General features: G+C 42.7%; 7 protein-coding genes. 5 read left to right on the top strand and 2 right to left on the bottom strand.

Annotation, left to right across the window (positions count from 1 at the left end; all coding sequences use genetic code 11):
- Positions 1-12 precede the first annotated feature (12 nt).
- Complete coding sequence (locus OQX61_RS18825; protein WP_265843344.1) at positions 13-1452, top strand: glycoside hydrolase family 125 protein; 1440 nt, start codon at positions 13-15, stop codon at positions 1450-1452.
- Between the two features lie 206 nt (positions 1453-1658).
- Positions 1659-4844 (top strand): PAS domain S-box protein, encoded by a 3186-nt coding sequence (locus OQX61_RS18820; protein WP_265843343.1) that lies wholly within the window; start codon positions 1659-1661, stop codon positions 4842-4844.
- Positions 4845-5017: 173 nt separating this feature from the next.
- Here OQX61_RS18820 and OQX61_RS18815 read toward each other — a convergent pair whose 3' ends face one another.
- A complete protein-coding gene (locus OQX61_RS18815; protein WP_265843342.1) occupies positions 5018-5731 on the bottom strand; it encodes an outer membrane beta-barrel protein in 714 nt (237 codons plus the stop codon).
- Between the two features lie 691 nt (positions 5732-6422).
- Between OQX61_RS18815 and OQX61_RS18810 the strand changes: the two genes are divergently transcribed.
- The 3 genes from OQX61_RS18810 to rocD all read left to right on the top strand — a co-directional run bounded on the left by OQX61_RS18810 (position 6423) and on the right by rocD (position 12682).
- Complete coding sequence (locus tag OQX61_RS18810) at positions 6423-9608, top strand: TonB-dependent receptor (protein WP_265843341.1); 3186 nt, start codon at positions 6423-6425, stop codon at positions 9606-9608.
- A gap of 22 nt (positions 9609-9630) precedes the next feature.
- Positions 9631-11283: a RagB/SusD family nutrient uptake outer membrane protein gene (locus OQX61_RS18805; protein ID WP_265843340.1), complete on the top strand. Its 1653-nt coding sequence runs from the start codon at positions 9631-9633 to the stop codon at positions 11281-11283.
- A 127-nt stretch (positions 11284-11410) separates the two neighbouring features.
- Positions 11411-12682: an ornithine--oxo-acid transaminase gene (gene rocD, locus OQX61_RS18800; RefSeq protein WP_265843339.1), complete on the top strand. Its 1272-nt coding sequence runs from the start codon at positions 11411-11413 to the stop codon at positions 12680-12682.
- A gap of 188 nt (positions 12683-12870) precedes the next feature.
- Here the strand turns inward: rocD and dxs are convergent, their stop codons facing one another.
- Positions 12871-14799 (bottom strand): 1-deoxy-D-xylulose-5-phosphate synthase, encoded by a 1929-nt coding sequence (gene dxs / locus OQX61_RS18795; protein WP_265843338.1) that lies wholly within the window; start codon positions 14797-14799, stop codon positions 12871-12873.
- Positions 14800-14878: the final 79 nt, after the last annotated feature.

Below are 14878 nucleotides of genomic sequence, written 5' to 3'. Positions count from 1 at the left end.
AATATTTTCGAAATGAGAAGAAGATCATTTATTCAAAAAGCAGGGCTCCTTGGAGCAGGGTTAATGGCCAGCGACCTGGTTTCTTTTGCAACACCTGCTTCCTCAGGTTTGGCAGCGGATTTTCCGACGGTAAGGGTACCCCTTGCTTCCCGTCATTTCAGCAGTAAAGCCGTAGAAAGCGCGATTACTGAGTTTTCTGCTAAGGTGAAAAACAAAGAAATGGCCTGGTTATTCAATAACTGTTTCCCGAATACTTTAGATACCACCGTAACCTATACAGAAAAAGGAGGTAAGCCTGATACTTATGTGATTACCGGTGATATTGACGCCATGTGGCTTCGCGATAGTACCGCACAGGTATGGCCTTACCTGCCATTCCTTAAAAAAGATAAACCTTTAAAAAACCTGGTCAACGGCGTGATCAACCATCAGGTGAAATGTATCCTGAAAGATCCTTATGCCAATGCGTTTTACAATGACCCGAATAAACAAGGGGAGTGGAAAAACGACGTAACGGACATGAAACCGGGTTTACATGAGCGTAAATGGGAGATCGATTCCCTGTGTTACCCCATCCGTCTGGCCTACCGTTACTGGACAGAAACAAAGGATACCACTCCATTTGATACCGACTGGCAGAATTCAGTAAAACTGACCTTACAGACCTTTAAAGAGCAACAACGTAAAGAAAACGACGGACCTTACTCTTTTCAGCGCCATACTTCATGGGCAACCGATGGAGTTCCGATGATGGGATATGGCTATCCGGTAAAACCGGTAGGACTGATCTGCTCTACCTTCCGTCCGAGTGATGATGCTACTGTTTTCTCTTTCCTTGTCCCTTCTAACTTTTTCGCCGTAGTGAGTTTAAAACAGGCTGCGGAAATCTTTAGAGCAATAAAAGCAGATGAACAAACGGCTAAAGACCTGGATGCACTGGCCAAAGAAGTACAGGACGCACTTCAGAAATATGCCGTATTTAACCATGAAAAATATGGTAAAGTATATGCTTTCGAAGTAAATGGAATGGGCAGTTACAACATGATGGATGATGCCAATATCCCAAGCTTACTGGCATTGCCATACCTGGGGGCTGTTTCTGCAGATGATCCGATCTACCAGAATACCCGCAAAATGATCCATTCGCTGGATGATAACCCATTCTTCTTTAAAGGAACGGCTGCGGAAGGAATCGGTGGCCCGCATATCGGTAAAGACATGATCTGGCCAATGAGTATCATTGCCAGAGGACTAACCAGTTCCGACGACAAAGAAATTAAGTTATGTCTGGATATGTTGCAGAAATGCCATGGTGACACCGGTTTTATGCATGAATCCTTCCATAAAAATGACCCTAAGAAATTTACCAGAGCATGGTTTGCCTGGACAAATACCATATTCGGAGAATTCCTTTGGAAAACGTACAAAGAAAGACCTCATTTATTGGCTTAGGCCTATGATTTCAAACAAAACCGCCTCCGGATTCATATTCCGGAGGCGTTTTTGTTTTAGCCGGAACAGGATTCTAATGGCTGAAAATGAAAATATTTTGATTAAACAATCATCTTTCCGGACCTTTTTCCCGTATCGATTGTTTATTGTAAATGTTATATTTGTTTTAGGGCCTTAGTTCTGGTCCTTATAGATTGCTCATCTCTATGAAAATACCCAGTGTACCAATTGAGGAAAAGGAACGTTTGCTAGCCTTAAAACGCTATCAGATTCTGGACTCTCCTGCCGAATTTGAATTCGACAGGATTACAGAAATGGCGGCTCTGATCTGTGAAGCCCCGGTTTCACTCATCGCCTTACTGGATGAAGACCGACAGTGGTTCAAGTCTAAAAAAGGTATCGACGTAACGGAAACTGCCAAAGAAATCGCCTTTTGCCAATACACCATTCTAAATGAAGCCATCTTTGAAGTAGAAGATGCAAGAAAAGACGACCGTTTTAGCAATAGTATATTGGTGACCGGCTGGCCCCACATCAGGTTTTATGCAGGGCATCCGCTGGTGGATCCTTCCGGATATGCAATCGGTTCCCTCTGCGTATTTGGGCCGGAGCCGAAAGTGCTGACTGAGGTGCAGAAAAAGGCACTTGTTCTGCTGTCAAAGCAAGCCATGACCTTGATTATCAACCGTAGGGAAAAGGCTGAACATCGGTATTTCGACCAGCTTTATGAGTTGTCAAACGACCTGATCTGTATTGCCGGACTAGATGGCTACTTTAAGAAAATCAATCCTGCATTTGAAAAGATGCTGGGTTGGAAACCTGAGCAAATGATGGGCCATAGCTTTCTAAGCCTGGTTCACCCGGATGATCTGGTCAGTAGCTTCGATCAATTGGAAAGTCTTGGTAACGGAAAAAACATAGGCAACTTTGTAAACCGTTTTTTAACTGCCGGAGGAGATTATAAAGTGCTCCAGTGGACCGCCACACCGGAACCCGGAACGGAACACGTATTTGCCATCGCCAGAGACATTAGTGTCGAATCAGAACGTGATGAAAAGATCCGGCTGAGTGAAAATAATATGCGCTCTTTCTTTCAGAATTCTCAGGGATTGATGTGTACACATGATATGAAGGGCGCTTTTATCGCAGTGAACATCGCGGGAGCCTTACTGCTGGGCCATACTGCCAGCGAACTTTCAGGCATGACTTTGTTCGATCTCACCTTTCCGAAACAGCAGCCTTTTGTAGCGGAGTACCTCAGAGAGATTAAGCGTAACGGGAAAGCATCAGGCTTGATGACCATCATGCATAAAGATGGTTCCCCAAAGGTATTGTTCTATAATAACGTGGTCGAACACGACCTTTCCGGGAAAAAGTATGTGATCGTGAATGCGATAGATGTGACCGAAAAACACCGCCTGGAAAGAGAATTGGAAAGGACCACCAAAATGCTGGAACAAACCAATGAACTCGCGCAGATCGGAGGTTGGGATCTTGACCTGATCCACCAAACGTTAAGCTGGACGGAAATCACCAAACAAATCCATGAAGTATCCCCCGCTTATGAACCTGCAATGGATACTACCCTGATGTTTTATAAAGAAGGGGAACACCGCGATAAAATAGCCGCCACGGTAAAGAGGGCCATTGAAACCGGGGAAGCCTGGGATCTGGAGCTCCTCATTCAGACCGGCAAAGGAAAGGAAATCTGGGTAAGGGTGCTGGGGCAGTCCGACTTTGAAAGAGGGGTCTGCAAACGCATTTACGGTACCTGCCAGAATATAGATGAGAAAAAACGGGCGGAAATTGCATTGTCTGAAGAAAAAGCAAGATTGTCTGCTTTTGTGAGTCATGCGCCCGCCGCAGTAGCGATGCTGGACAGCAAGCTCAATTATATTGCGGTCAGTAACCGATGGCTGGAAGAGCATCAGTTGCAGGGAACAGACCTTTACGGGAAAGCACATTTTGATGTGCTGCCAGACCTGAGCCAGCATTGGAGGGATATTCACGACCGCTGCCTTGAAGGAGAAGTGATTAAAAATGAAATTGACATCTGGAGGCCGGAAGGCTGGGATCATGACCAGTACCTGCGTTGGGAATTGCGGCCATGGTATCAGTTTGATGGTAAGATTGGTGGCATCATGATCTTTAGTCAGGACATCACTGAGAGCAGCAGGCAAGGCTTAGAGCTCAACAAGGCTAAGGAACAGGCAGAACATGCCAGTCTGGCGAAATCGGAGTTCCTGGCCAATATGAGCCATGAAATACGCACACCACTCAATGGCGTGATTGGGTTTACAGATCTGGTGTTAAAAACCAAGCTCAACCCGACTCAGGAGCAATACCTGACCATCGTCAATGAATCGGCAAATGCACTGTTGGGAATCATCAGCGATATCCTCGATTTTTCTAAAATTGAATCCGGAAAACTGGAACTGGAAATCGAGAAATGCGACCTCTATGAGATGGGTAACCAGGCCATTGATATCAACATGTATCAGGCGCAGCGGAAAGCTTTGGATATTAAATTGAACATCGACGAAAAGGTACCACGGTTCATCTGGACGGACTGGGTTCGACTCAGACAGGTTTTTATCAACCTCCTCAGTAATGCGGTGAAGTTTACCGATACAGGGGAGATCGCGCTTAAAATCGCCCCGCTATCACCAATAGAAGAAGGTATGATGGCCATTCGCTTCCAGGTTGTCGATACCGGAATCGGGATTAAATCGGATAAACATCATAAAGTGTTCGAAGCCTTCTCCCAGGAAGATGGTTCTACCACTAAAAGATACGGAGGAACAGGCCTGGGGCTAAGCATTTCTAATCAGCTGCTGGGTTTAATGGGTAGCAAACTGGAACTGGTCAGTTGTCCCGGAAAGGGCAGCACCTTTTTCTTCGACATCCTGCTGAAGGTAGAAGAGGCGCAGGAAGAAGAATGGGGCGTGGATCCGGCCATGAATAAACACTTGTTCAGCACAGGAACGGAAAATTCAAGAACAACTATGGAGAGAAGTCAGCAACAGGTTCATGTCCTCATTGCAGAAGATAACCTGATCAATATGTTGCTCGCCAGAACCATCGTGAGAAGGATCGTACCAATGGCGCAGATTCATGAAGCGGCCAATGGACTGGAGTGCCTGGCGCATTGTAAAAAACAACTACCCGACCTCATCCTGATGGATGTTCAGATGCCCGAAATGAATGGTTACGAGGCCACGCAATACATCAGAAACGAACTGGATATGTTAGATGTGCCAATCATTGCGTTAACCGCGGGAAATGTGAAAGGGGAGCGGGAAAAGTGTATCCTTTCCGGAATGAACGACTTCCTGTCGAAACCCGTGCTCGAAGAAGAGATTGCTCAGGTATTCAGAAAATGGCTGAAATAAGGTGCTTGTAAATTTTAAACAGAACGAAGTACAGGCCTCGGAATGAGGAGCCTGTAAGGCAGAGCCGGTAGCACAAAATAAGCCTGAAAATAGAGAAGGCGGTTTAAACCAGATGAATATCACCTTGTTTAAACCGCCTTCAAGCCTTTAAACTGATCAGATCAGCTTTTTATTTAGAATGCGAAACCGATACGAACACCAGTGATAATACTTGGGTTGATCGAAGTGTTGCTTCCTGCTGATTTATGTTTATCAGTAACAGTTACACCACCGGTTGTAGTTGAAATTTCTGATTTACCATCTTTTTCATAAGCGAAACCGAAACCAGCTTCAGCACCTAAGAATAAGCGTTTTGCGATGTAGTAATCAGCACCAATAACGCCACGAAGACCGAAAGAAGTAGTGCTTGCTAATTTGTTAGTAGAGAAGAAATCATTTGCATAAGTTCCTTTTCCAGGGCCAGTTGAAATTGCATTTTCAGTTTCAATTTTTCCAGAAGTTGTACCGAAAATTAAGTCAGCACCAACATATGGAGATAAACGGGCAGTTCCTGCGAAATGCTTCTCAACACCTAAGTTGATCATTACTTCAGTACCTGATTCAGTGATGGTACCTTTGTTACCTAAAAACGGTGCAGTTGTACCATAAACGTTAGTTTTATCATTGTTTGAGCTTACGTTGAAACCTAAACGGAAAGCAAGGTTTTCTTTTTGGAAGTAACGGAAACGTAACATGCCTGCGTTATCATTCAAATTGAAGTTAGTAGCATTGATACCACCAGTTAAACCAAACTCAGTAGTCACGTCACCTGCAACAGGCTTAAGATCTTGTGCTTGTGCTGCCGCTCCGAAAAGCGCAAGTCCTGCGATAAGTAATCCTTTTTTCATAATTGTGTTTTTCTTAAATAGATGTTAATTAACTAAATAATTAGGAGCGCAAAAGTAGTCTTAATAGAATTATTTATGTCAAAAGATTGTCATTACCTCTGTTTTTGAAGCTAACTACTTGAATATCTGTTTTGTATTTTTACACTAAGTAGGGAATAATAACATTGAATACCTGACTAATTGGTTTAATCCGTCAGCTAACACGAATGATTAAGACGCAGAGGGCTGGTAATTTATTTGCCCCAAATTATATGTTTAAACGCTGTTTTTAATTACGGAGGCTCCACAATAATTTCAGATTTGTCACGTTGTCGCTGATGTTTTCTTAAGAAAACAAAAAGAGAATCCCGCGCTTCAAAAAGACCGGTTAAGACACCATGAAGGATTATACAACCGTTTGCGCAAAAGGAGCTTGACGTTAATATCTGATTATCGTTTAGATTAAATGTTTATAAAAGTGTTTTTGATGTCGTTGCATTCTTAGCGCATGCTAAGTGCTCATCGTTAAATAGTTAGCGTATTGTTCTGGAAACAGGGTTTTCATGAAAAAACAAGTATTTGCCGCTAATTTCTTTAGACGGCAATGATCTGCACAACCGTTTGCGTAAACCAAACGCCTTTAAAGTACTTTAAATAGTGATTACTATACGTAACATTGATTCAAATTACTTCTAAACAACCAAATTTTATAATGAAAAAACACCAACTAATTAAAACCACAGGGATCTGGGTTTTAATGGCAGTGATGCTTCTGTTCGTGCAGGATGCTATTGCTGCGGTTAAGCCCCGGGCTCAAAAAAACAACGTGAGGACTAACCGTGCCGATATCGTTGTTAAAGGAACTGTTAAAGACAGTCAAGGCCCATTACCAGGCGTAACAGTAACTTTAAAATCAGCACCTGGACGTGGTACCAGTACAGATGCAAACGGAAACTTCTCCATCAGCGTACCGGAAGACGGTGTGTTGGTATTCAAAATGCTAAGCTACGCGCCGCAGGAAGTTCCGGTAAACAATCAAAAACTAATCAACGTAACTTTAGTAACTGAGTCAAATAACCTGGACGAAGTTGTAGTAGTAGCCTATGGTACACAGAAAAAATCTAGCTTAACTGGTGCTGTGGCCACTATCAGCCCAAAAACATTGGCAAACAGACCGGTAACTTCGGTTCAGAATGCCCTACAAGGTGTAACTCCCGGATTAACAATTTTACAACGCCCTGGCGATGTAGGCCGTTCTGCTGATGGAACCGCAAATGGTACAGGTACAGTTTCTATTCGTGGTAGAAGCAGTTTAAGTGGAGCAAATAATCCTTTGTATATCATTGATGGTATTCCTGCCACTTCACAGGAGTTTGCTACTTTGAATCCTAATGACATTTCTAATATGTCTGTGTTGAAAGATGCAGCTTCTGCTTCTCTTTATGGTTCAAGAGCTGCCAATGGTGTAATCCTGGTGACCACCAAAAGAGGTTCAGGAGAAAAAACAGTGGTGCAGCTGAATGCAAATTACGGATGGCAGTCGGCCGCTTATCTTCCTGAGTTTGTAAACTCTGCAACTTATGCAACCATGTATAATGAAGCCCTGGTGAACGGTGGTGGAAAACCACAGTTTACAGATAGCCAGATTGAATTGTATAAAAATGGCAGTCAGCCTGACCTTTATCCAAATACAGACTGGTTTGATCAGGTGGTTAGAAAAAGTGCACCGCAAAGAGACCTGAGTTTGAATATCAATTCTCCGGGAAAAACTACCAGCTCTTATTTAGGGGCAACTTACATGGATCAGGAATCGTTGGTTCCGGGTAAAAAACAAGATCGTTTTGTAGCCAAATTAAATACAGACAGTAAAATTATCCCTGATTTATTAACCGTTGGAACCAATATCTCCTTAATCAGTCAGAACTATTCCCGCCAGGGAGGAGATTTGTCATGGACAGAGTTGAGTCGTGCGCTACCAATTTCAGTAGCACGCCAGTCTGATGGACAATGGGGATCAATTAGCAATGGAGTGGCTGTTCCAAACATTGCCGGAAATAACCAATTACGTAAATTGGCAGAAGGTGGTCGTTCATGGGATAAAGACAATTACCTGCAAACTGCAGTGAATGCAACTTTAACCCCACTGGAAGGTCTTACGGTTAATGGATTGGCTTCCTTAAAATACTTCAATTCTAATTCATCGTCCTTTACTAATACCATGACACCAGTGAACAATTTTCTAACTGGTGCGCCAATGGCAACGACAGAAGTAAAGATCAATGAAATGAAGGAATACTGGCGCAAGCGTCAGGAGGTATTGCTTCAGGGAACAGTAGATTATCAACGTACTTTTGGAGATCATTTTGGTAAAATTACTGCTGGTGCAAGTCAGGAAAGTAACGTAAGTAGAAATGCTTTTCTGGGTAGAAAAAACTTCCCTAACAATGACATGACTACTGTTGGCAGTGGTTCAACCAATCCGGAAGATATAAGTTCTGATGATGACGGACAAGCAAACCGTAGTTTACAAACAGAATGGGCATTGCGCTCAGTTTTTGGTCGTTTCAACTATGCTTACAAAGATAAATACCTTTTGGAGGCAAACATCAGATTCGATTATTCTTCGAGATTCCGTGAAGACAAGCGTAAGGCTGTTTTTCCTTCCTTCTCAGCGGGTTGGAATGTGAATAAAGAAGATTTCATGAAAGACATCAGCTGGATCAATAATCTTAAACTTCGTGGTTCTTATGGTTCATTAGGAAATCAGGAAGTGGTAGGAGTTGGTAACTACTACAATTTATTGGCAACCGGCTATGCCTATAGTTTTGAAGGGAACCCTCAAACGGGTGTTTATCAAAATAAACTACCTGATCCAAACACAACATGGGAAAGAGTATACATGACCGATTTTGGAATTGATGCAACTTTCTTTGGTGGAAAGCTAGACCTGGTAACAGACTACTACATTAAAGATACCAAAGATCTGTTAATCAGGATTCCCCGTCTTGCCACAATTGGTGTAGAACTTGTCGGTGGGACTACAGGTTTACCATTGTCGAATGGTGCCTCTACCAGAAACAAAGGTTTTGAGATTGGCCTGACTTATAATGATAAGATTGGTGATGACTTCAGGTTCAGTATCGGTGGTAACTTTTCTGTAATTAAAAACACAATTACTTCATTGGGAACCGGGGAAGACTTCCTGGAAGGTAGATTTATTCAAAGAGTAGGCAATTCGATAGGCTCATTCTATGGTTATGAAGCTGATGGTTTATTTGTTGATCAGGCAGATATTGATAGCCATCCTTTCCAAACTGTTAATACTAAACCTGGTGACATCAAGTACAAAGACCTGAATGGCAATGGTGCATGGGATCCGGGCGACCGTACCATTATTGGTAACGATGTGCCATGGTTGAACTATGGCTTTAACTTAAGTGCAAACTATAAAAGCTTCGACTTTAGTGTAATGACCTATGGTGTAGGTAATGTACAAACCTATTTCTCTGAAGAAGCGGCTTATCCTTTCTTCAATGGTGCAGGTGTGAAGACTGCCTGGGAAAATAGATGGACAGCAGAAAATCCTGATGCAAATGCAGATTTCCCACGCATCCTGAATTCTGGTGATGGTAAACATAACTATAATGAAACTTCTTCATTCTGGTTATTTAATGCCTCTTATTTCAGAATCAGAGCGATCACATTGGGTTATACTTTCCCTCAGCTCATGGTGAAAAAATTAGGAATGACTAACCTAAGGGTTTATGGTAGTGCAAACAATCCATTCACTTTTATGGCGGATAAACGCCTGAAGGATTTTGATCCTGAATCGGCTTCACAGAGAGCAACCTATCCTGGTGTTAAAACCTGGTCAATTGGTTTAAGTGCAGCTTTTTAACAGATATATTAAAATTAAAAAAATGAAGAAAAGATCATCAATATATTTACTAACAGGCTTGTTGACGTTAACATCAATCACCGCTTGTCAAAAAGATTTTTTGGAGAGACCTCCATTGAACGAACTCTCTGAAGATACCTTCTGGAAGAGAGAGAATGATGTTTATCAGGCAGTAATGGGTATTTATGCCAAAATGCCAGGTGATGGAATCGTTTACGATGATGGTGCCACAGATAATGCGCATGTGCAAAATGCATGGGAAAGTACTGCAAGTAGTGTTTCTGCGGGAACGATGTCTTCTACCGAAGATGCAGGATGGGATTTCAAAGACATTCGCCGTGTGAACTATTTTCTTGAAAATGCAGACAAAGTAACCGTTATCTCTGCTGATCTGCTGGAAAGATATAAAGCGGAAGTACGTTTCCTGCGTGCTTATTCTTATTTCAGAATGATGAACTCTTTTGGAGATGTACCTCTTGTGACCAAAGTTTTGGCTTTAGGAGAAGAAAATCTTCCAAGAACACCAAAGAAGGAGGTATTGGCTTTTGTATTGTCTGAACTGGAAGCAGTCTCAAAAATACTTCCGGCACAATATGCAGGAGGCAGACCAAATGAAAAAGGTAGGATAACTAAAGGAGCTGCTTTAGCACTGAAAGCCCGTGCTCTTTTATTTGAAGGAGATTACCAACAGGCAGCAGCAACTGCGGCTGAGGTAATGGGCCTGGGGTATGACCTGTTCACAACCACTGAGGTAGAGAAAAATGATCAACTGGATGACTATACCAAATGGGTAGATTTTGCAGATGCAGATGATAAAACGAATTTCCTTAGAGGATTGCGTAATTATGAGCGTCTTTTCTATCAGAAAAGTGAAGGTAATAAGGAGGTGATTTTAGATCGTCAGCACATTCCTCAGATTGATGCCAATTACTTAAACACGTATTTACCTCCTGCAACATTAGGTGGATGGAGTTCTGTAACGCCAACTCAATCCATGGTTGATGCTTATGGCGACTATAAAACAGGTGAAGCGATTGTTCCTGTAGGTCCTGCGCAACGTGCAGACTGGTATGCTAATGATAAAGTTTCCTTTGCTAAGGAATATAAAAACCGTGACCCACGCTTTTATGCAAGTATCTTATTTGATGGTGCAGAATGGAATGGGATAGAAGCTAAGTATGTCTTTAAATGGACCGCTGGAAATAACTTCTCCAGAACAGGCTATAACTTCCGTAAAATGGTAGATCCTGCTTTTTATGATTTGCAGATCGATAACCACGCAAATGTGATCTTAATCCGTTACGCAGAGATTCTGTTGACTTATGCTGAGGCTAAGAATGAGGTTTCTGGTCCGGATAACACGATTTATGAAGCTTTAGATAAAATCAGAACACGTGCAGGAATGCCAGTGGTAAACAGAACAAAATATGCTTCGAAAGAAGCGTTAAGAGAGTTTATCAGAGCAGAACGTAGAGTAGAGCTGGCTTTAGAAGGTCAGCGTTATATGGACATCAGAAGGTGGAAAATTGCACCAACTGTCATGAAAAGTATAGTTGATGTTAAAAACAGCCAGATTCAGCAACGTGTATGGTCAGATAAATTATACCTGATGCCGGTCCCACAGATCGAAATCGATAAGTCAAAAGGGGTACTGGTTCAAACCCCTGGATACTAATCCAAACTTTGTTCCGCAAAAATAAATCAGCTGAAGGCCGTTTCCCCGTAAGGGGTAAACGGCCTTCTAAATTAAGGGCGAAAAATTATTATTACCTTAGCAGCCTACCAAAATGACATACTAAACCATGGGGATTTCAGCAGATTTAACTAAAGCCGAAGCGCTTATAGAAAAAGAAAATAAATATGGTGCGCACAATTACCACCCATTGCCGGTGGTATTGGAAAAAGGAGAAGGGGTTTTCCTTTGGGACGTAGCAGGAAAAAAATATTACGACTTCCTTTCGGCATATTCGGCTGTTAATCAAGGTCATTGTCACCCAAGGATTATTGCCGCTTTAAAAAACCAGGCCGAAAAACTAACCTTAACCTCCCGTGCTTTTTACAACGATAAATTAGGTTCTTTCGAAGAATTCCTTTGCAAGCTGTTCGGTTTCGATAAAGCTTTGATCATGAATTCTGGTGTTGAAGCCGTAGAAACTGCCATGAAACTCTGTAGAAAGTGGGCGTATCAGGTAAAAGGTATCCCTGCCGATCAGGCAACGATAGTTTTTGCCAATGGTAACTTCCACGGCAGAACAATTTCTGTGATTTCTGCCTCTGATGACGATAGCGCCAGAAACAACTTCGGACCATTTGTAGGCGGGATTGCCCGTGTTCCTTATAACGATGTGGATGCTTTTGAAGCGCTGTTAAAGGAAAACAAGAACATTGCAGGATTCATCGTAGAGCCGATTCAGGGGGAAGCTGGTGTGGTGGTACCGGATGCTGATTACCTGTCACGCATCAAAGCTTTGTGTAAGCAGTACAACGTTTTGTTTATTGTGGATGAAATCCAGACAGGGATTGCCCGTACCGGAAGTATGCTAGCCTCTTATGAAGTGAATTCGGAGGATAAAATTAACCAGCCGGACATGATCATCTTAGGTAAAGCAATTTCAGGCGGTGTATTGCCGGTTTCAGCGGTTTTGGCCAATGATGAAATCATGCTGACCATCAAACCGGGTGAACATGGTTCAACATATGGTGGAAATCCACTGGCTTGTGCAGTAGCCCGCGAAGCAATGCAGGTTGTGCTGGACGAGAAGCTGGCTGAAAATGCCGCTAAATTAGGAGAAGTCTTAAGAGCTGGTCTGGAAGATATTGCCAAAAGAATAGGCATCATTGAACTGGTTAGAGGAAAAGGACTGCTGAATGCCATCGTAATCTATTGTCCGGAAGAATCTAATATGGCCTGGGATATCTGTGTTAAATTCCAGGAGCATGGATTATTGGCAAAACCTACCCAGGGCAATAAGATCCGTTTGGCACCTCCATTGGTGATCACCGAAGCACAGATTAAAGAATGTCTGGTCATCATTGAAAAATCACTGCTTGAATTTGCTCAAAAAGCCAGTTAAGCAATGAGAAACGAATATTAACAAAAGTAATTTTGATCAGAAAAAAAGATCAGAAAAAAGCGATTGTCATGTCCTGAAAATAGTCAACCTGGTTTAGGACGCGCCAGCTAAAGAAAAAGGCCTGCTCATTTTAAAATGAGCAGGCCTTTCTGGTATATTGTTGATCGGGAGACCCGAAAATTATTCAGTTAAGAAGCGATTGTTGCTGTTGTTCTCCTCACGGCGTTTTTTTTTACCACAGAAATGATGCCGGCAGTGTCATAACCACACAGTGCCCATAATTCCTGTTGCTCACCATGGTCAATAAACTCATCAGGGATGCCCAAACGTGTTACATTAGCATTGTACTGATGATCGGCCATAAACTCTAACACAGCGCTTCCAAGGCCGCCCTGCAGGCAACCATCTTCTACAGTGATTACATTTTTATAGCGTTTAAATACATCATGCAATAAAGCTTCATCTAAAGGTTTCACAAAACGCATGTCGTAGTGTGCCGGGTGAATGCCTTCGCTGTTTAGCTCTTTACAAGCTTCAACGGCAAAATTACCCACATGACCGATGGTCAGTATCGCCACATCTTCTCCATCACATATTTTGCGGCCTTTACCGATTTCTAAGGCTTTGAAAGGACGTTTCCAGTCGGTTAACACCCCGTTTCCTCTCGGATAACGGATAGAAAACGGACCTTGATTCTCCAATTGTGCAGTATACATCAGATTTCTGAGCTCTTCTTCATTCATTGGCGCAGCAACAGTCATATTTGGAATACAACGCATGTACGCTAAATCGTAAGCACCATGGTGGGTTGCCCCGTCAGAACCTGCAAAACCTGCACGGTCTAAACAGAACACTACATTCAGGTTTTGAATGGCCACATCGTGGATCACCTGATCATAGGCCCTTTGCATAAAGCTGGAATAGATGTTACAGAAAGGCACAAGCCCCTGTGTAGCCAGTCCGGCAGAGAAAGTAACCGCATGTTGTTCTGCAATACCCACATCAAAAGCGCGGTTAGGCATGGCTTTCATCATGATGTTCATCGAAGACCCTGATGGCATTGCAGGCGTAATGCCGACAATCTTTTTATTCTCTTCCGCAAGTTCTACCAGGGTATGTCCGAAAACATCCTGATATTTTGGCGGCTGAGGTTTATCTACCACAGATTTCTTGATTTCACCGGTAATCTTATCGAACAAACCTGGTGCATGCCATTTGGTCTGGTCTTTTTCCGCTAAGGCGAAACCTTTTCCTTTGACCGTTACACAGTGCAACAGTTTAGGGCCCGGAATGTCTTTTAAATCGCGGATCACCTGTGCCAGACGCACCACATCATGGCCGTCTACCGGACCAAAATACCTGAAATTTAAGGATTCAAATAGATTGCTCTGGTTCAATAAAGTGCCTTTAATGCTTTTCTCAATTTTCTTCACAAACTTGTGGGCATTTGGCCCCAGTTCAGAAAGTTTAATTAAAACATTGGAAATGTCATCGCGGAAGCGATTGTATGATTTGGAAGTGGTAATACTCGTTAAATATTCCTTTAGCGCGCCCACATTGGGATCGATCGACATACAGTTGTCGTTCAGGATCACCAACAGGTTAGAGCTCTCAATGCCCGCATGGTTTAAGCCTTCAAAAGCCAGACCGGCGGTCATCGCGCCATCGCCGATAACGGCAACGTGCTGACGGTCGGTTTCTCCTTTATAATGAGAAGCGACAGCCATCCCTAATGCTGCGGAAATAGAAGTGGAAGAGTGGCCAACACCAAAGGTATCGTACTCACTTTCACTGATTTTAGGGAATCCGCTGATCCCGTTAAGGAGGCGGTTGGTATGAAATTTTGATTTTCTTCCGGTCAGGATTTTATGTCCGTAAGCCTGGTGGCCAACGTCCCAGACCAGCTTGTCATAAGGCGTATTTAAAACGTAATGTAAGGCTACAGTGAGTTCCACTACACCCAGACTTGCGCCAAAATGCCCCCCGTTTACACTCACTACATCAATGATGTACTGACGCAATTCCTGACAAATTTGTTCGAGATCTTCTTCTTTATACTGCTTTAAATCAGCAGGATAATTTATGTTTGGTAATAATGGACGGGTGATATCTTCCATGCAGTGTTTTATAGAATACAACTACAAAGTAAGGTATTTTGTTACCAAACTAAGAAGGAAAATCGTTAATTTTACAAAT

This window comes from Pedobacter sp. PLR (assembly GCF_026239675.1).
Taxonomy (GTDB): Bacteria; Bacteroidota; Bacteroidia; order Sphingobacteriales; family Sphingobacteriaceae; genus Pedobacter.
The sequence above is the reverse complement of the archived record's forward strand: the minus strand, read 5'-3'. Positions and strand labels throughout refer to the sequence as shown.

What these genes read in the sequence shown, in the direction of transcription:
- OQX61_RS18825 (WP_265843344.1), top strand. Translation starts at nt 13, where the DNA reads ATGAGAAGAAGATCATTTATTCAAAAAGCAGGGCTCCTTGGAGCAGGG.
- OQX61_RS18820 (WP_265843343.1), top strand. Translation starts at nt 1,659, where the DNA reads ATGAAAATACCCAGTGTACCAATTGAGGAAAAGGAACGTTTGCTAGCC.
- OQX61_RS18815 (WP_265843342.1), bottom strand. Translation starts at nt 5,731, where the DNA reads ATGAAAAAAGGATTACTTATCGCAGGACTTGCGCTTTTCGGAGCGGCA.
- OQX61_RS18810 (WP_265843341.1), top strand. Translation starts at nt 6,423, where the DNA reads ATGAAAAAACACCAACTAATTAAAACCACAGGGATCTGGGTTTTAATG.
- OQX61_RS18805 (WP_265843340.1), top strand. Translation starts at nt 9,631, where the DNA reads ATGAAGAAAAGATCATCAATATATTTACTAACAGGCTTGTTGACGTTA.
- rocD (WP_265843339.1), top strand. Translation starts at nt 11,411, where the DNA reads ATGGGGATTTCAGCAGATTTAACTAAAGCCGAAGCGCTTATAGAAAAA.
- dxs (WP_265843338.1), bottom strand. Translation starts at nt 14,799, where the DNA reads ATGGAAGATATCACCCGTCCATTATTACCAAACATAAATTATCCTGCT.